The following is a 19,104-nucleotide window of genomic DNA, read 5'->3' on the forward strand; positions in this document are numbered from 1 at the left end:
AGAGATTATCCTTTACTGATAATCCATAAGTTCCATTTCACATTTTCCCATTTCCAAATCAAACTCATCAGGAGTCATTTCATTCAGGTAAGCGCATTTTCCCTCATACTCTAGCTGATCAGCAGTTGTTTTCTTGACACATTCACAAAAAGATGGTTTTGAGCAGGACACCAATACAGGTATTCCAAAAGTAAGTATGATCAGTTTTTTCATAGGGTGTAGTTTATCAGATCAAGATCCAATACTTTATGAAAGTACGATTTTTCAAGATTATTTTCAAGCAAATTCAAATGTTCTATACGATGACAATCAGAGCCGACAAAATCAATCAGTTTCTGATTAACAAGATGTTCTGCCTGTTTTCGAACCTTTGGACCGTAATGCCCAGTAAGTGAATTCAGGTTCATTTGTATTTTCACACCTCGCTCACGTAATTCCTCAGCTTTCCTCACAGTGTCATAGTACCCATACCTTTCATAATGCGCCAAAACAGGATGATAACCGTGCTTTTGAAAAGTAAATAACAGAGCTTCTATATTCTGAGGTTCCTGATTAAAAGAAAACTCAAACAACACATACTTATCTCCAAAAACGAGGATCTCCCCTTTTTCTATTTTTGGAATCAATTGTTCATCAAAATAATATTCAGCTGCGGCTTCTAATTCGATCGGAATTTCATATTTCATTATCTCCGACTTCACTTTTTCCATCCCGGAAGTAATAATCTCCGGAGTATTCTTATAGAAGTCCGTCATAACATGAGGTGTTGTAATCAACTTTCGATACCCCAGTGAATGGAATTTTTGAATCATGCCCAAACTTTCATCCATTGTCCTGGATCCGTCATCTATTCCGGGGATCAAATGACTGTGAACATCAACTCCAAGCTTTCCCAGATCAGCTACTCTTCTACTCTTTCCCTTTAACCAATCAAAGAGAGCCATATTAACGATTTTGGTATTGCTCCCTGTAATAATCCTGATAATCTCCGGAGGTAATGTGTTCTACCCAATCCTGATTTTCAAGGTACCAATCTACTGTCTTTTCCAATCCTTCTTCAAATGTAATAGAAGGTTTCCATCCCAGTTCCATTTCCAGCTTATCAGCATCTATTGCATACCTTTTATCATGTCCTGAACGGTCTTTCACAAAAGTGATCAGTTTTTCAGATTCACCTGCTTCCCGCCCAAGTTTTTCGTCCATCAATTTACAAAGGAAACGGACCAGATCAATATTCTTCCATTCGTTCAATCCGCCTATGTTATACTTTTCTCCGGACTTCCCTTTGTGAAAAATTACATCTATAGCTTTTGCATGATCCTCTACCCACAACCAATCCCGAATATTGTCACCGGTTCCATACACCGGCAATGGCTTTCTGTTTTGAATATTATGGATCATTAGCGGAATCAACTTTTCCGGGAAGTGATGAGAGCCATAATTATTAGAACAATTTGATAGCACAACCGGTAGGCCATACGTATGAAAATAGGCGTTGACAAAATGATCTGAAGATGCCTTAGATGCCGAGTAAGGACTCCGCGGATCATAGGGTGTTTTTTCAGAAAAGAGTCCATCTTCGTCAAGGGAGCCGTATACCTCATCAGTAGAAACATGGTGGAAGCGATGCCCCTCCTCTTCTCCCCAAAATTTTCTTGCCACATTCAGAAGATTCACCGTCCCGACGACATTTGTTAGTACAAATTCCATCGGTCCACTGATCGATCGGTCTACGTGAGACTCCGCTGCCAGGTGAATAACATCCGTTATTCCATAGGTTTCAAATACACGGTCAAGATCTTCTGTATTCCTGATGTCTCCCTTAAAAAAAGAATAATTAGGAGCTTGTTCTACATCCTTCAGGTTTTCAAGATTTCCGGCATACGTCAGTTTATCAAAATTTACAATCTGATATTCCGGATATGTCGTAACAAACAACCTGACAACGTGCGAGCCAATAAATCCGGCTCCTCCTGTTACAAGAATTCTTTTCTTTTGCATTATAAACCTTCTCCTTATAAACTCCAGTATATTAAATCGTTGATTTTACCCTTATAGATACCCTTTACATCAACAAAAACACCTTTTTGTTCTTTTAGTAACGCTTTGAAATCATCTTCCGTATAGGTCTGGTATTCTTTATGATTCACCGCAAGAATAACAGCATCGTAATCTTTCCCCGGTTCTTTCATAATTGACACACCATACTCCTCTAACATTTCTTCAGATGACGCATGAGGGTCCACCACATCTACTTTACATGAAAAAGATTCTAGCTCTCTAATTACATCAATCACCTTGGAATTACGAATATCACTCACATCCTCCTTAAACGTCGCTCCCATCACAAGTATACGTGCATCCATGATGTTACGTCCCATAGCGATAATCTTCTTCACAGTTTGTTTTCCGATGTAGAATCCCATCGAATCATTCACATATCTACCCGAATTAATCACCTTCGCATGATAGCCTGCTTGTTTCGCCTTATGTGTAAGGTAGTAAGGATCGACTCCTATGCAGTGTCCTCCGACAAGTCCCGGTTGGAATTTTAAGAAATTCCATTTTGTACCCGCAGCATTAAGAACATCATACGTATTAATTCCCAATCGGTTAAATATGATAGAAAGCTCATTAATCAGAGCAATATTCACATCTCGTTGCGTGTTTTCTATAATCTTAGCGGCCTCGGCTACTTTAATCGAAGCTGCTCTGTGAACTCCGGCATCCACAACTAATTCGTATGTTTTTGCGATCTCCTCTAATGACTCCTGAGAACATCCTGAGACAACTTTTACCACTGATTGGAGAGTGTGTACTTTATCTCCCGGATTTATTCTTTCTGGAGAATAACCTACCTTAAAATCACTTTCAAACTTCAAACCGGAAACTTCTTCCAGTACCGGAATACAATCCTCTTCCGTACACCCCGGATAAACCGTAGATTCAAAGACAACATAATCCCCTTTCTTAAGCACCTTTCCTACTGTCGTACTGGCAGAGATCAGAGGACTTAAATTAGGAAGGTTTGACTCATCAATTGGAGTCGGTACAGCCACTACGAAAAAGTTCGCTTCACGAAGTTCATCCAGGTCTGCCGTAAAATGAATATCGGCTCCTTCAAAAGCTGAAGCTTCCAATTCATTACTCGGGTCAATATTATTTCGCATCATTTCAACGCGCTTCGCATTAATGTCAAACCCTATAACCTTAATTTTTTTTGCAAACTCAAGTGCAATTGGCAGACCAACATATCCTAGTCCGATAACAGCCAGTTTAGCTTCTCCGTTCAGTAGTTTATTATAAATCATGTTGTCTATCTCTTAAATTATAAATTCGTTCTATTATTTCAACTACTTTCAATCCCTCCAGGGCATTTGTCGTAGCAGATGTTCTTCCTTTTAGTGTGTCCACAACATTTTCAATCACATAATGGTGATTGGCAGCCGAACCTTTATAAGGTCCATAATCATTAGGAGGGTTGGAAGCTGCCAACTCCGGCATATCATATCCGGCAATATTACAAACTTCAACCTCATTCATATATTGTCCTCCTATCTTAACACTTCCTTTCGAACCGATAATGGTAATTGAGCTTTCCAGATTTTGATTTGCAACAGCTGTCGAATAATTTAAACTCCCTATACCTCCATTTATAAATTCAAAACTTACGAATCCCGAATCTTCAAAATCCGTAAGTTCTTTATGGGTAAAGTCTTTAAATTTTCCCTGGATATTTTTTATGTCTCCAAACAACCAGTACATAATATCTATAAAATGTGAAAATTGGGTAAACAAGGTCCCGCCATCCAAATCCTGACGTCCTTTCCAACCCTCTTTTTTATAATAACGCTCATCACGATTCCAATAGCAATTCAACTGCACCATAAAAATCTCTCCAAGTTTACCACTTGAAATTATGTCTTTAATCCAAACAGAAGGAGGAGAGTATCGATTCTGCATAACGCAAAAAACATGGCGAGAAACCTGAAGGGCTTTGAAAATAACCTGCTCACAACTATCCTTTGATAACCCCATTGGTTTTTCACAAACAACATGATACCGATTATTCAATGCCTGAATACTTTGAGATGCATGCACTCCATTTGGGGTGCAAATATTCACAACATCAATATCCAAATCTGCAGCAATCATTTCTTCAATACTCTGAAAGAAAGGCGCCTGATACGATTCTATTCCTAAAGATTCTTTTGGCAACACATCCACTAACGCAACCAATTCAGCCTCAGCATTTCGGCTAATCATTTCCGCATGTCGTTTTCCTATGTGTCCGCACCCTACAACTGCAAATCTAATTTTTCTATTTTCCAACATCTCTTATGCTATTCTTTTCACCATTCCATCTTCGATACTGTATAACTGTCCTGATTCCGGACAAGTCGCAGTATCATCCTCTCTAAATTCCAATTTATGACCATATTCACTGACCCAACCGTTTTGCCTTGCCGGGTTACCGATGACAAGAGCAAATGCAGGAACATCTTTTGTAACAACTGCCCCTGCACCAATAAGAGCATACTCACCAATTGTACATCCACAAACAAGGGTTGCATTTGCTCCAATAGATGCACCTTTTTTCACTAACGTCTCCCTATATTCTTCTTTTCGGACGATAGCACTTCTGGGGTTAATGACATTTGTAAAAACCATAGAAGGACCTAAGAAAACGTCATCTTCACATATTACACCGGTGTAGATTGAAACGTTATTTTGAACTTTCACGTTACTACCTAATTTTACTCCAGGAGAGACAACAACATTCTGACCAATATTACACTGTTCGCCTATAAAACAGTTTGGCATAACATGGGAAAAATGCCATATTTTTGTTCCTTCACCAATGATACACCCCTCATCAATAATGGCTGTTTCGTGCGCAAAATAATTCATTACCTTACAATAAAGTTTTCAAAATCCTTATGTTCTGTTTCATAAAGTTCTTCTCTTGACAAAGACTTGAAATACGCATACGTTCTTTTCAAACCTTCGGATCGGGGAACTTTGGGTTCCCACCCTAATAATTCTTTTGCTTTTGTTATATCCGGTTGTCTTTGTTTTGGATCATTAACCGGAAGTTCTTTCATTATTAGTTTTTGATCCGAGTCTGTTAACTTAATGATTTCACGTGCAAAATCCAGAATAGTAATTTCATCCGGATTACCGATATTTACAGGTAGGTGATAATCACTCAGTAATAGCCTGTATATTCCTTCAATTAGATCATCTACATAACAAAAAGAACGGGTCTGTGATCCATCTCCAAAAATTGTAAGATCTTCTCCCCGTAAAGCTTGTCCAATAAAGGCCGGCAATACACGCCCGTCATTCAAACGCATCCGAGGTCCGTATGTATTAAAAATACGTACGATTCTTGTTTCCAGCCCATGAAATGTATGATACGCCATTGTCATGGCTTCCTGAAAACGCTTCGCTTCATCATAAACACCTCTGGGTCCTATCGGGTTAACATTCCCCCAATAATCTTCCGTCTGAGGATGAACAGCCGGATCTCCATATACTTCTGAAGTAGAAGCTACAAGGATTCTTGCTCCTTTCGCTTTAGCCAGTCCCAAACAATTGTGTGTTCCTAACGACCCTACCTTCAATGTCTGAATAGGTATTTTCAAGTAATCTATCGGACTGGCCGGAGAAGCAAAATGGAGGATATAATCCAGTCTGCCGGGTACATGAATAAACTTGGAAACATCATGATGATAAAACTCAAAGTTTTCCAACCTGAACAAATGCTCAATATTTTTTAAGCGACCTGTTATCAAGTTATCCATTGCGATTACATGATAATCTTCTCTGATAAAACGATCACAAAGATGTGACCCCAAAAATCCGGCAGCACCGGTTATAAGTACGCGCTTGCGATCTTTCATGATTATTTCTCTATCGTTTTTCGTCCAATGGAATTATAGTAGAAACCTTTAGAGGTCATTTCTTCAATATCAAATAAATTTCTTCCGTCAAAAATAACGGCGTCCTTCATATTTTCTTTCATTTTTCCAAAATCAGGGTTTCTGAATATTCCCCATTCTGTACAAATAATTAAAGCGTCCACCTCTTTCAACGCATCATATTCATTCGCCTCATAGCTAATAACGTCTCCAATCTGACTTTTTACATTTTCCATAGCCTCAGGGTCATACGCTTTGATTTGCGCACCCTCTTTTAACAAGGCTTCTATCATGTAAAGTGCCGGAGCTTCTCGAATATCATCTGTATCCGGTTTAAAGGCCAGTCCCCACATCCCTATTCTTTTTCCTTTTAGGTTTCCTCTGAAAAAGTTCTTTATTTTCGGGAGAAGAACGGTTTTTTGTTGTTCATTAATCGCCATTACCGCATTGAGAATTTCGAACTCAAAGTTCTCCTCTCGTCCTGACTTTACTAATGCCTGAACATCTTTTGGAAAGCAAGACCCTCCATACCCTATTCCAGGAAACAGAAAACGCTTACCGATTCTTGTATCAGAACCGATTCCTATACGAACCTTGTCTACATCAGCGCCTACCTTCTCACAGAAATTAGCAATTTCATTCATAAAGGTAATCTTTGTTGCAAGAAAAGAATTAGCCGCATACTTTGTAAGTTCAGCAGATTTCTCGTCCATAAAAATGATTGGGTTTCCCTGTCGCACAAATGGCTTATAAAGCTGTTCCATCACTTTCTCTGCTCTCTCCGAAGAAGTTCCTATCACCACACGATCAGGCTTCAGGAAATCATCAACAGCAAATCCCTCACGTAAAAACTCAGGGTTAGACACAATATCGAAATCAACCTTAGCATTCGCCTGAACAGCAGCATGAACTTTCTCAGCTGTCCCAACAGGAACAGTACTCTTATCTACAATTACTTTATACTCTTTGATAAGTTTCCCTAATTCATCTGCAACACCCAAGATATAGGATAAATCCGCCGATCCATCCTCTCCCGGAGGCGTAGGCAAAGCAAGGAAAATGATTTCAGCATCTTCAATACCTTCCTCTAGACTTGTCGTAAAACTTAAACGATTTGCTTTAATATTTCGTTCAAAAAGTACATCCAGGTGAGGTTCGTAAATGGGAACGAAACCATTCCTCATTTTCTCGACTTTTTGTTCGTCAATATCAACACAAACAACCTGATTACCTGTCTCTGCAAAACAGGTACCAGTAACCAGACCAACATACCCTGTTCCTACTACTGCTATTTTTTTCATTTTCCTACAAACTCTTTTATCGCCTCACAGATAAAGACCAATTGTTCTTGTTCCATCTCTGTATGAATAGGTAAAGAAAGTACTTTCTCAGTGAGTGTGTCTGTAACAGGCAAATCAGAATCTGATAAACCGAATGAAGCAAACATCTTCTGTTTATGCCCGGGAACCGGGTAATAAATCATACTCGGTACATCTTTCTCTGCCAAAAATTTATGTAATCCATCCCGATCAACACCTTCCAACTGGAGTGTATACTGATGGAAGACATGATTCGACTGAGGAGTTCTTTCCGGAACCCTTATACCAGGAATCTTCGATAATTCGTTATCATAGTATTCCGCCACTTTATTCCGTGCAGCAATGTATTCATCAAGTTTTTTCAACTTTATAACCAAAACAGCTGCCTGAATAGAATCCAACCGGGAATTACACCCAACAACATCATGATAATACCTCTCACTCTGACCATGATTGGCAATCATTCTCATCTTGGCAGCTAACTCATCATCATTGGTAAAAATAGCTCCTCCATCTCCATAACAGCCCAAGTTCTTTGAGGGGAAAAATGAAGTCGCTCCAATATGTCCGATCGTACCTGTCTTTCTTATCGTACCATCCGAGAATTTGTAATCGCATCCAATAGCCTGTGCATTGTCCTCTATCACTTTTATCCCCTTCTCGTCAGCTATCTTCATAATCTCCTCCATATTTGCCGCCTGCCCATACAAATGAACCGGGACAATTGCTTTTGTTTTGGAAGTGATCACCTTTTTTAGGTGTTCAACATCCATGCAGAAATCATCTTCATTCACATCTACAAAAACAGGCTTCAAGCGCAACAAAGCAATCACCTCTGTAGTAGCTATATAGGTAAATGAAGGTGTAATAACTTCATCCCCCGGCTGAAGGTCCAAAGACATGAGAGCTATTTGAAGCGCATCTGTTCCATTAGCACATGGAATCACATGCTTTACCCCAAGATACTCTTCCATATCCGACTGGAATTGCTTCACATAAGGCCCATTAATAAATTGTGCTTTTGATAAAATCTCCTGAATAGCAGTATCAACATCCGACTTAATATTCTCGTACTGAGTAATCAAGTCTACCATTTGAATTTTTTTCATACTTATAACGATTGAAATCGTGCTCTTTTTTTCAAGTTGTAAATATAAGTAAAAACAATCAACCCGACTCCTGACAGACAATCCAATAGTTAAAATCAGAGCTTCTTAAGGTAAACAAAACCTCCGGATACTTTTTCTTGAGTTCCACATTATAATTTACGACCTCAAGAAATAAGGCATTCTGGACAAATTCAGTAAATGGGAGATTGATACCAACAAAAAGGAGTTGATCTTATACCGTTGATAACCCGATATCATTTCATGAACTCCTAACATAAAACGCTATATTTTATTTGCTTTTTCCTGTATATTTGCAGTTAAAAATTAAGTATATTATGATAAAAGTAACTCTGCCTGACGGCTCGGTTCGAGAATACGAATCAGGAGTCTCAGCGTTAGATGTAGCCAAAAGCATCAGCGAAGGTCTTGCCAGAAATGTACTGGCAGCGAAAGTAAACAATGAAGTAATTGACGCAACACGTCCTTTGACGACGGATGTCACACTTCAATTGTTGACCTGGAATGATACGGAAGGTAAGTCTACGATGTGGCACTCATCCGCTCACCTGATGGCAGAAGCTCTTGAATTCTTTTATCCGGGAATAAAATTAGCAATCGGACCACCCATTGCGAATGGTTTTTACTACGACATTGATTTTGAAAACCATCACATTGTAGAAGCAGATCTCGAAAAGATCGAGAAAAAGATGATAGAACTGGCAAAACAAAAGAGTCCTTATATTCGTCAGGAAATATCAAAGAATGATGCGATTGCCTTTTACAAGGAAAAGCAAGACCCTTACAAACTGGAACTTCTTGAAGATCTTGAGGACGGTAACATAACCTTCTATACACAGGGGAACTTTACCGACCTGTGCCGTGGACCTCATATTCCCAACACAGGGTTTATCAAAGCTGTAAAACTTACTTCCATAGCCGGAGCATACTGGCGGGGAGATGAGAATAACAAACAGTTAACTCGTATTTATGGAATTACATTCCCTAAAAACGCTGAATTAACTGAGTACCTTGAAAAACTAGAAGAAGCAAAAAAACGAGACCACAGGAAACTAGGAAAGGAATTAGGTTTATTTACCTTTTCTCAACGTGTAGGTCAGGGTCTTCCGTTATGGTTACCAAAAGGAGCTGCCTTACGCGAAAGACTGGAACAGTTCCTTCGTGTAGCTCAAAGAAAGGCGGGATATGACCCTGTCGTAACTCCACATATTGGAAACAAGGAGTTATATGTAACATCAGGACATTATGCGAAATATGGAGAAGACTCGTTCCGTCCAATTCATACACCTGATGTTAATGAGGAATTCCTGTTAAAACCAATGAACTGTCCTCACCACTGTGAGATATTCAAAGCATTGCCGCGTTCTTACAAAGATCTTCCTATTCGATTTGCAGAGTTCGGAACTGTTTACAGATATGAACAAAGTGGAGAACTTCACGGACTTACACGTGTCCGTGGATTTACTCAGGATGACGCGCACATTTTCTGCACACAGGAACAGGTTAAAGACGAATTCAAAAAGGTTATTGATCTTGTTCTTTACATCTTCAAGACGTTAGACTTCCAAAATTTCAAGGCACAAATCTCCCTGCGTGATCCGGAGAAACCGGAAAAGTATATCGGAGAAGAGTCAAACTGGGAAAAAGCAGAACAAGCTATTATTGAGGCCGCTGCAGAGAAAAACCTTAACACGATTGTTGAGTATGGAGAAGCTGCATTCTACGGTCCGAAACTTGATTTTATGGTTCAGGATGCACTTGGACGCGAGTGGCAGCTGGGAACAATTCAGGTCGACTACAACCTTCCTGAACGCTTTGAACTTGAATACACAGGAAGTGATAACGAGAAGCACCGTCCTGTTATGATTCACCGGGCACCTTTCGGTTCTATGGAACGCTTTATTGCTGTGCTACTGGAACATTGCGCAGGAGATTTCCCTTTATGGCTTACAACAGAACAATTTGCTATACTTCCTATTAGTGAAAAATTCAATGAATATGCGGAAAAAGTTTCGGATGTCCTTAAAAATTCCGATATTCGCGGTTTCGTTGACAGCCGTAACGAGAAGATAGGCAAGAAAATACGTGAAGCGGAATTAAACAAAATCCCTTTCATGCTGATTGTAGGAGAACAGGAAATGCTGGGAGGCAAAGTTTCTGTACGACGACGAGGCGAAGGAGATTTGGGTTCTATGACCGTAGAGGAATTTACTGCTCTTCTTAATGAAGCTGTAAAGAAAGAATTAGAGAAAAATTAAATTAAACGTTAGAGACTTTTAATGAGAAAAGGATCAAAGAAACGCTTCCAACCCAGACAACAGGAAGAACAACATCGTATTAATGAACGCATCTCAGCCAGAGAAGTACGTTTAGTGGGTGACGGAATGGAACCAGCTGTAATGTCTACTTCACAAGCGCTGAAACTGGCTCAGGAGCAGGAATTGGATTTGGTAGAAATTTCTCCGAATGCCAATCCTCCGGTATGTAAAATTCTGGATTATAAGAAATTTCTCTATGATCAGAAAAAGAAACAAAAGGAACTAAAAGCCAAGCAATCTAAAGTTACGGTGAAGGAAGTCCGGTTCGGACCTAACACTGACGATCATGACTTTAACTTTAAGTTGAATCATGCCCGTAAGTTTTTAGAGGAAGGTCACAAAGTTAAGGCTTTCGTTTTTTTCCGGGGAAGAACTATTGTCTTCAAAGAGCGTGGAGAAATCCTTCTGCTTAAATTTGCCCAGGAGCTTGAAGATGTTGGTTTGTTGGAACAAATGCCTAAGTTGGAAGGAAAACGAATGACCATTATGATCAATTCCAAGAAGAAATAAGAGAGTCTGATATAGAGGTAACTTCAAAACAAAGAGAAAATGCCAAAAATGAAAACTAAATCCAGTGCGAAGAAGAGATTCACCGTTACTGGTAGTGGAAAAATCAAAAGAAAACACGCTTTCAAAAGCCACATTCTTACAAAAAAATCCACTAAGCAGAAAAGAAGATTGACACACGCAGGACTTGTTCACAAGTCAGACGAGTCGAACATCAAAGTTCAGTTGTTAATGTAATTATCCTCTCTGGAGGAGGTTAAATGTTAAACCCGGGGGTGAGTAGCTAAGTTTGTTGAAATAACACAACACTTCCTTCCAAAAAACAAAAGATTATGCCAAGATCAGTAAATCATGTAGCTTCAAGAGCTCGCCGCAAAAAGGTGATGAAGCTTTCCAAAGGATACTTTGGACGTAGAAAAAATGTTTGGACTGTAGCGAAAAATGCTGTTGAAAAAGGTCTTCAGTACGCTTACGTAGGTCGTAAACAAAAGAAAAGAAATTTCCGTTCTCTTTGGATTATGCGTATTAACGCTGCTGCCAGAATGCACGGAATGTCTTACTCAGAATTTATGGGTAAAGTAAAAGCTAATAATATCGACTTGAACCGTAAGGCGCTTGCTGATTTAGCGATGAACCACCCTGATGCATTCGCGGCAGTTGTAAACGCTGTTAAGAAGTAATACAAACAAAATTTTCTCTCTATATCAGAAAAATCCCGGCAATAAATTGCCGGGATTTTTTTGTTTAGTTAAAACCAATCCCCTAACCTAAGTTCTCCAGTCCGGGATACAACCAAATTAAACTAAACCAGGCATCCTCCTATTCGTTAATTCTGTCCGGGTATTTCTGTACACCCAATTCGTTTCAGTAACAACACCTCTACCAATCTGACCAAACGATTGATCATATTTTCATCCTTAGGTACGAAACCTTTCACTCTGTTACCGAAAAACACAGAAACACGCTCAATATTTACCTCTCCCGAAACAACGATAATATCACATTGTCTCTTTCTCGCCTCTATCTCTCGCAAAATATCAAGTCCCTGAATATTTTTCCCCTTGCCTGACGGGGGTAAAACCAGATCAATCACCAAAATATCCACAGAAACTGCCACCTCTTCCAACGCCTCATGTCCGGTAGAAAAGCTCTTTATTTCAAATGTGTACCCTTCAAAAACCGGACTATCAATCAGTTTCCGGATACTTTGGTTCATGATTCTGAGAAAGTACGGATCATCTTCTACAGTTATTATTTTTATGGTCCTCATTCGTTTTTCACCAGTTTCTTTATAACTGGCAAGTTATATACCATAAAACACAAAACACTGAAAAACAATAAATTGAAGTAAGACGAAAAATCCAAACTGTTTCATTATGAAACAGTTTGTTTCTATTTTGAATCACTCACTTTCCTTCAACATTCTGTAAATAGTAGTTCTTCCAACATCTAAAAGTCGGGAGACTTTACTGATGTCATTGTCATGTTTCTCAAGAAAATGTTTCACTATTTCTATTGAATACTCACGCAATGTTTTATTTGTTCCCAACAGGTCTTTTGTATCAATAGAGGAACGTAGACTTAAATGTTCCGGTTCAATTGTATCACTATCTGTTAAAATACAGGCAAGATCTATAACGGACTTTAGCTCTCTGATGTTTCCTGGCCATGAATAATCTAACAACTTTTCCCTTGAGGAAGCACTTAAACGTTTTGTCTCTAACCCGTTCTCCTCTGCAAATGTTTTGCTAAAATATTCAGCCAGTAGTATTACATCCTGATCACGTTCCCGAAGCGGAGGCAAAATAACATTTAAACCAAAAAGCCTGTAATACAAATCTTCCCTGAAATTTCCCTTTTTGACCTCTTCAAACAAATCCCGATGTGTAGCCGCAATAATCCTGCAATCTATCTTTATCTCCACATTACTCCCGAGGCGTGCAACTTCTTTTTCCTGTAGAACTCTCAATAGTTTTGCCTGTACTCCCAGAGGCATTTCACCTATCTCATCCAAAAACAAAGTACCTCCGTCTGCCTCTTCAAATTTTCCGATTCTCTTATTGGTAGCATGTGTAAAAGCACCTTTCTCAAAACCAAAAAGCTCACTTTCTATCAATTCAGATGGAATTGCTGCCACGTTTACAGCTACAAAACGTCCCTCTTTCCGAGAAGAACCATAATGAATTGCTTTTGCTAGAACTTCCTTCCCGGTTCCTGTCTCTCCATTGATGACAACCGAAATATTTGACGACAAAGCCTTTTCAACCAGCTTTAGTGATCTTTGTAAGGCAGATGAATTTCCAATAATAGAACGAGAGAAATCGTGTCTCTTAACAACCTCCGAACGTAAGCCTCTGATTTCAGATTTAAGCTGACGATTTTCAGAAATATGCCGGAGTGAATTCAACAAATTAACTTTCATCTCCCTTGTCTTCACCAGATATTCGGAAGCTCCACTTTTCATCAATTCAATAGCCGTCTGCACATCTTCCTGTTCTGACACAATAAGAATATCCATAGAGGGATCTAGCGATTTTACTTTTTTCATCAACTCTTTTCCCGTCATATCCGGAAGACGATAATCCAGAGATACAATATCCGGTTTGAAATTATCCAAATCCTTTAAAAAGTCATTTCCCGAAAAATAACTTCGTACTTCATATTCCTGAATCAAGCTGACTATGTGACACAAAAACTTATTAAACCATTCATTATCCTCAACAATTGCAACTTTTAAACTCGGATTCATATTTTCCTTTTCAATTCTGTTAATTTCTTCTCAACCATATATCGCACTGCTTTGTACTCTTCATCGACTTCAATCATCACTGCGCGAAGATCCTTCCAGCTTTCTCCCGAAAAAGCCATCCGTTCTAACTCTTTCAAATGATTGTACAAGGTCATCGCTCCGATGTGTTTATTAGGAGAAGCAATCTTATGAGCCGCCTCACGGATAGCCTGTATATCCTGATTTTTAAACGCCTGATCCAGATTTTCAACCCCTTCTTCTGTTGATGATATATAGATTTCTAATAATTCGATCAGAAAACCATTTCCTCCTTCATCCAACGATTCCAACTCCGTAAAATCCAATCGCTCCCCAACCGGAACTCTGTACTTTGACGGAACAAATTTCTGTAACACATGTATTAATCGTGTTTCTGTAAAAGGTTTTGTAACCATCGCTACCATTCCCGAATCCAGCGCTTCTTTCTTTTCCTCTGGTGAAACAGTCGCAGAGACTCCTATCACAGGGATTGCTGCAATACGTTCATCCTGACCAGCTTTTAGCTCTCTTGTTGTCTGACTTCCGTCTTTTCCAGGCATACGTAAATCCATCAAAATAATATCGATCGGATTACTCTCCAGATAGCTCATCACTTCCGTGCCATCAGAAAGTTCGTGGGTTTCGGTTCCATTTCGTTTCAACAAGGTTCGGAGTAGTTTCCGGTTAAACTCATTATCATCAACAATTAACACTTTCAAACCATTCAGATTTAATTTCTCCTCTACCTCTTCTTTCAGATTCTCTGTTGCTGAAATCTCCTCTACTAAATCAACAGGGATTGTAACCGTAAAAACGGTTCCTTTATCCAACTCGCTTTCGAGGTGAATTGTCCCTCCAAATAAATCAACCAAACGTTTTGTAATAGACAGACCTAAACCGGAGCCTCCATACTTCCGGAATGTATCTGAACTGGCCTGCGTGAATGTATCAAAAATTCCCTCCAGTTTTTCTTCCGGAATACCGATACCTGTATCAGCGATCGTAAATACCAACTCACAGTAAGCAGACTGTTTCTCCTGAACATTCACTTCAATTGTTATCTGTCCGTTTTCTGTAAATTTTGTCGCATTTCCAACAAGATTCAACAGGATTTGTCGAAGGCGGGAAGGATCTCCCACCACCCATTCGGGAACATCTTCAGAAAACTCCACTTCGATTTTATTCCCTTTCTCTAAACTCCCGGATTTCACAATCGTTAATACATCTTCTACGATTAATGCCGGATCAAACTTTACTGCCTCCAGTTTCATTGATCCTTTTTCAAGTGTAGAAAAATCAAGTATTTCATTAATGATTTGTAACAGATGATCCGAACTCTTCTTTATAACCAGTAACGATTCGAAAGTATCCGGCTGTAATTCGGACTTCAGTAATTCATCTGTAAATCCGGCAATAGCATTCATAGGGGTTCGGATCTCATGGCTCATGTTAGCAAGAAAATCCTCCCGGGTTTTCGCCAGTTCTTCCGCTTTTTTCTTTGCTCTTTCCGCTTGTTCCCTCGACTCTCTTACACTCCTCTGATAACGAATAATAAACCAGATGAGAACCAGCATCAATATGGCAATGACTAACGAGAAAACAAGAATTATAATTTTTGTTTGTTCTGCTTTCTTTTCGGCAATACTTCCTTTACTCATCGTGATACCGGTCTTCTTCTCGGTGATCATCCTGCTGACTTTTGCTATCCGATTCGTCACATTAATCAGTTCAGCATGAATCCAGGCATAATCCTGCTCTCTAATACGAATCGCTTTCTTAAGCTCATTCCTCAAATTCGCAAAAACATTACCTGCCTGAGCCTCGTAACGCTCCCGCATTTTCTTTTGTGCAAGTAATAATCTTTTTTCATTCTGTACTACCGGAATATTAATCAGATCACTCTCCAAACCATCCAGCACCCCTTGAAAATCGGGAAGAAAATCATACCTGAATAACGAATCAAGAACCACCTCTTTCTCTTCCGAAAGCTCAGCCAGTTGCTTCATCAGGCCTGCTATTTCACGATTACTTTCTCCTTTTCGCAATTCATTTCTCAAAGAGTCCTGCGCTTCAAGCGCCCTTCTGTAACCAAAATAATAAACAGAGTCATTATACATTTTAAAGGATAGCAGTGCGAGTTCTGCTTCGGCAAACCGCTTTTGCACTTCGCCAACTAACCGCACCTCCCGATCCGATTTTGCTTCGTGCAAAACCTCTCTCAAAAGCCCAGACAAATAACGATTCGAGACAACTGCCGTTACCAAAACGCAAATTACCCCTACTATAACCAGTAAAATTATACGTTTAGTTGTATTCTTTTCTGATAATTCCATAATCCCATTTTTATCACTTCATGTTTCAATTTGAATACCAAAAGATGATTATATCTTTTCCAACCAAGAGTAAATACAGCATAAAACACTACTAAACAACTTCTTATCTAAAAAATAAAAGCAGTTGTTCTTCACAACCAAAGATAACACTAATCGCTTCTTGTTCCAAATCCGGAAACCTGTTTCATTTTGAAACAAAAAGACATTACCCTGTAACAACTTAACCCGCTGCAAATCTTCAACTTACAAAAAACAAAATGAATTGGAACGGTAGTTGAAACTACTCTAGCAAACAAAAACGCATCGTTATGAAAAATTCAAAATCACTCAAAAGAATAATCTTAGCTGCGTCATTACTTTTTACAGTATACGCAGAAGCACAAATCGGACGATTTCAGGTAGGACCGCGTTTTGGAATGGGAGCATCAGACATAAGCGTAAGTGATGTCGATGGAGAACGTTTAGGTTTTCATACAACAGCAGGGATTTCATCCCGTTTTAATTTCACTAATTTTTTCGCACTTAGTGCTGACTTCTTACTCGATTACAGATCTATGTACCGCGACAGAACCGGTGTTATTGTGGATTGGAATGAATTCGGACCTGCCGATTATGTAACACGAACCAATCTCTTGTATGCATCTGTTCCCTTACTGGCACATCTTAGTGTTGGTGGAGACAAATTCCGCGTAGGTATTATGGCAGGACCCAGTCTTAATTTCTTCTTATACGGTGACCAACATAATGTATACAGAGAAGAGAATCTAAGAGATTATGACGAACGAACCCGTCTCGAGGACTTGAACACCTTTAATCCGGGTTTTTTGTACGGAATTGGGTTCTACTCAACGACCAAATCAAATCAGACAGTTTACCTCGACATACGCCACAGTTTTGGATTAGAACGTATTGGTAAGGTAAATGGAAACAATATGTATAACCAGAATTTATCTCTGAGTTTAGGACTTTTATTTTGATCAACTAGTTTAGTGTGTGTAGTAGTAGTTCACAATCGTGCCTGTCAGGTCTTCTGGCGGGCATGATTATTTTTAGGCAAAATGAACCTATTCTATTTTCAGGTGTACCGCATTGAAAATAGAACATCATGAAATATTGTTTCGCATTTATTCTCACAGCATTTCTGGTTTCCAATACAGTTAGGGCAACTCAGGAAAAACCATTACAATCAACTCTGACAGACGTAAGAGTCTATACACGTGGAGCTATGTTGTACCATAAAACCAACTACTCGGTTTCATCCGGAGTAAACAAGGTTATTATTGAAGGAATATCTACTAATATCTCTCCACAAACATTACAATTAACCGTTTCTGGTGATGTTGTTATTCTGGATTCCAAATATGAATTATATTATCCCGAACCCGCACCAATAGATAAAAGTGGATTTCCGGCTCATATCACTAAAAGTATCACGCTGCTTTCTGATTCTATATCGAATATCACTTATACCATCACGGATATTAACAATCAGATTTCCGTAATAAAGTCCTCCAAACTCATACTTACAAATAACGGTGCCATTAAAGGACAGGGAAAAGTAAATGATTCTATTCCTATGCTGAAAGAAGCGTTAGAGTATTATTTCAAAAAGATGAATGAGTTAAATACTATTCAGATGAAACTGGAACGACAGGAAGCTGAAACCACAAAGAAATTAAACCGTATGCAGGAACGGCTAGAAGCCTTAAAAAATTATGGCAATAGCAATGGGCTTTCTTCTCCCGTAACGAATCAACCTGTCCCTCGAATTATCGTAACACTGCAAGCTAGTCAGTATGTGTCCGGGAAAATAAATCTTTCCTACCTTATCAACAACGCAGGTTGGTCTCCTCAATATGACCTGAGAAGCTCAGGTACTCAAAATACAATTGATCTGACCTATAAAGCAAATATTTACCAAAACTCAGGAATTAAATGGGAAAATGTCAAACTAAGTCTTTCCACAAATGACCCACATCAAAACAGAAATAAACCGGAATTACATCCGTGGTATATTGATTATCAAATGTACAACCAACAACCTCAAAGTGGCGCCATCCAACAGGATGCATACAAACGACTTAGCAAACAAGAAGAAATGGCGGAATATGAAACCACCAAAGATAAAATTGCATCCGAGAGTAAGAGCAGCGCTGACTTTACAACAATAGTTCAACATATGATTTCCGCAGAGTTTGTTATTGACCTTAGTTATACGATTCCTTCTGACAATAAATCGCACATGATACTGGTTAATAACGAAAAACTACCGTCAACCTTCAAACATTATGCAGCCCCTAAGCTCAATGAATCTGTATACCTGGTGGCCGAACTAACAAACCTGGAAGATCTCCAGCTTCTCCCCGCACGTGCTAACGTATTTTTTGATGGCGCTTATATGGGCGAAACTTACCTTGACCCCGGATCTATGAATGACACTTTACGTCTGGGGCTTGGTATTGATCAGAATGTGTTAATTAAAAGGCGAATGGATAAAAAATCTTTTAAAGAAAAATTACTGGGATCGCAAAAGATGTCTACTTACTACTATGAAATTGAAATTAAAAATCAGAAGTCGTCAACCATTCATCTGGTAATCGAAGATCAGGTTCCTGTCACAAATAATGAAGAAATTGAGATTGAGATTCTCGACAAAGGAAAAGCCCGGTTAAACGAAACAACCGGAATACTGGAATGGAATATGACACTAAAAGGTAAAGAGAATAAAACTCTTCGTTTTGGTTATTCTGTAAAGTCAGACAAACACAAACAACTTTTTCTCTAATCCAATCATCACAAAAAAGCAGGT

18 protein-coding genes are annotated in these 19,104 nt (G+C 39.0%); 6 read left to right on the top strand and 12 right to left on the bottom strand.

Going from position 1 to position 19,104, the window contains the following annotated elements:
- Positions 1 to 12: 12 nt before the first annotated feature.
- From ABDZ97_RS15055 to ABDZ97_RS15095, 9 genes are read right to left on the bottom strand one after another with little or no spacing between them, the layout of a single operon-like run.
- Complete coding sequence (locus ABDZ97_RS15055; RefSeq protein ID WP_343789551.1) at positions 13 to 213, bottom strand: hypothetical protein; 201 nt, start codon at positions 211 to 213, stop codon at positions 13 to 15.
- Entirely contained in the window at positions 210 to 944 is a 735-nt protein-coding gene (locus ABDZ97_RS15060) for a tyrosine-protein phosphatase (RefSeq protein WP_343789555.1), read from the bottom strand. The genes ABDZ97_RS15055 and ABDZ97_RS15060 overlap by 4 nt, the downstream gene beginning before the upstream one ends.
- Before the next feature lies 1 nt (position 945).
- The gene (rfbB, locus tag ABDZ97_RS15065) at positions 946 to 2,001 is read right to left on the bottom strand and encodes a dTDP-glucose 4,6-dehydratase (protein WP_343789558.1); all 1,056 of its coding nucleotides are present in this window, start codon (positions 1,999 to 2,001) and stop codon (positions 946 to 948) included.
- Between the two features lie 14 nt (positions 2,002 to 2,015).
- Complete coding sequence (locus ABDZ97_RS15070) at positions 2,016 to 3,311, bottom strand: nucleotide sugar dehydrogenase (RefSeq protein ID WP_343789561.1); 1,296 nt, start codon at positions 3,309 to 3,311, stop codon at positions 2,016 to 2,018.
- Complete coding sequence (locus tag ABDZ97_RS15075; RefSeq protein ID WP_343789564.1) at positions 3,301 to 4,335, bottom strand: Gfo/Idh/MocA family protein; 1,035 nt, start codon at positions 4,333 to 4,335, stop codon at positions 3,301 to 3,303. Before ABDZ97_RS15075 ends, ABDZ97_RS15070 begins: the two co-directional genes overlap by 11 nt.
- 3 nt (positions 4,336 to 4,338) lie before the next feature.
- Positions 4,339 to 4,911: an acyltransferase gene (locus ABDZ97_RS15080; protein WP_343789567.1), complete on the bottom strand. Its 573-nt coding sequence runs from the start codon at positions 4,909 to 4,911 to the stop codon at positions 4,339 to 4,341.
- Positions 4,911 to 5,906 (bottom strand): UDP-glucuronic acid decarboxylase family protein, encoded by a 996-nt coding sequence (locus ABDZ97_RS15085; RefSeq protein ID WP_343789570.1) that lies wholly within the window; start codon positions 5,904 to 5,906, stop codon positions 4,911 to 4,913. Before ABDZ97_RS15085 ends, ABDZ97_RS15080 begins: the two co-directional genes overlap by 1 nt.
- Positions 5,907 to 5,908: 2 nt before the next feature.
- Positions 5,909 to 7,225, bottom strand: a complete 1,317-nt coding sequence (locus tag ABDZ97_RS15090; RefSeq protein ID WP_343789573.1) for a UDP-glucose dehydrogenase family protein — start codon at positions 7,223 to 7,225, stop codon at positions 5,909 to 5,911.
- Positions 7,222 to 8,352, bottom strand: coding sequence for a DegT/DnrJ/EryC1/StrS family aminotransferase (locus tag ABDZ97_RS15095; RefSeq protein ID WP_343789576.1), 1,131 nt, complete (start codon positions 8,350 to 8,352; stop codon positions 7,222 to 7,224). The genes ABDZ97_RS15090 and ABDZ97_RS15095 overlap by 4 nt, the downstream gene beginning before the upstream one ends.
- 335 nt (positions 8,353 to 8,687) lie before the next feature.
- Here ABDZ97_RS15095 and thrS point away from each other — a divergent pair, with 335 nt between their 5' ends.
- From thrS to rplT, 4 genes are all read left to right on the top strand, one after another.
- Positions 8,688 to 10,628, top strand: a complete 1,941-nt coding sequence (gene thrS / locus ABDZ97_RS15100; RefSeq protein ID WP_343789580.1) for a threonine--tRNA ligase — start codon at positions 8,688 to 8,690, stop codon at positions 10,626 to 10,628.
- A gap of 21 nt (positions 10,629 to 10,649) precedes the next feature.
- The gene (gene infC / locus ABDZ97_RS15105; protein ID WP_343789583.1) at positions 10,650 to 11,198 is read left to right on the top strand and encodes a translation initiation factor IF-3; all 549 of its coding nucleotides are present in this window, start codon (positions 10,650 to 10,652) and stop codon (positions 11,196 to 11,198) included.
- 39 nt (positions 11,199 to 11,237) lie between these two features.
- Positions 11,238 to 11,432, top strand: a complete 195-nt coding sequence (gene rpmI / locus ABDZ97_RS15110) for a 50S ribosomal protein L35 (RefSeq protein ID WP_343789586.1) — start codon at positions 11,238 to 11,240, stop codon at positions 11,430 to 11,432.
- A gap of 95 nt (positions 11,433 to 11,527) precedes the next feature.
- A complete protein-coding gene (rplT, locus tag ABDZ97_RS15115) occupies positions 11,528 to 11,875 on the top strand; it encodes a 50S ribosomal protein L20 (RefSeq protein ID WP_343789589.1) in 348 nt (115 codons plus the stop codon).
- Positions 11,876 to 12,021: 146 nt separating this feature from the next.
- Here rplT and ABDZ97_RS15120 read toward each other — a convergent pair whose 3' ends face one another.
- From ABDZ97_RS15120 to ABDZ97_RS15130, 3 genes are all read right to left on the bottom strand, one after another.
- Positions 12,022 to 12,465 (bottom strand): response regulator, encoded by a 444-nt coding sequence (locus tag ABDZ97_RS15120; RefSeq protein ID WP_343789592.1) that lies wholly within the window; start codon positions 12,463 to 12,465, stop codon positions 12,022 to 12,024.
- Between the two features lie 132 nt (positions 12,466 to 12,597).
- Positions 12,598 to 13,944 (bottom strand): sigma-54-dependent transcriptional regulator, encoded by a 1,347-nt coding sequence (locus tag ABDZ97_RS15125; protein ID WP_343789595.1) that lies wholly within the window; start codon positions 13,942 to 13,944, stop codon positions 12,598 to 12,600.
- A complete protein-coding gene (locus tag ABDZ97_RS15130; protein WP_343789598.1) occupies positions 13,941 to 16,295 on the bottom strand; it encodes a hybrid sensor histidine kinase/response regulator in 2,355 nt (784 codons plus the stop codon). The genes ABDZ97_RS15125 and ABDZ97_RS15130 overlap by 4 nt, the downstream gene beginning before the upstream one ends.
- A 308-nt stretch (positions 16,296 to 16,603) precedes the next feature.
- On the opposite strand from ABDZ97_RS15130, the gene ABDZ97_RS15135 reads away from it, so the two are divergent.
- Positions 16,604 to 17,272 carry a porin family protein gene (locus tag ABDZ97_RS15135; protein ID WP_343789601.1) on the top strand — a complete coding sequence of 223 codons (669 nt, stop codon included), beginning with the start codon at positions 16,604 to 16,606 and terminating at the stop codon, positions 17,270 to 17,272.
- A 128-nt stretch (positions 17,273 to 17,400) separates the two neighbouring features.
- A complete protein-coding gene (locus ABDZ97_RS15140) occupies positions 17,401 to 19,080 on the top strand; it encodes a DUF4139 domain-containing protein (protein WP_343789604.1) in 1,680 nt (559 codons plus the stop codon).
- Positions 19,081 to 19,104: the final 24 nt, after the last annotated feature.

The sequence above is a fragment of the Wandonia haliotis genome (assembly GCF_039523435.1).
GTDB classification, from domain to species: domain Bacteria; phylum Bacteroidota; class Bacteroidia; order Flavobacteriales_D; family Crocinitomicaceae; genus Wandonia; species Wandonia haliotis.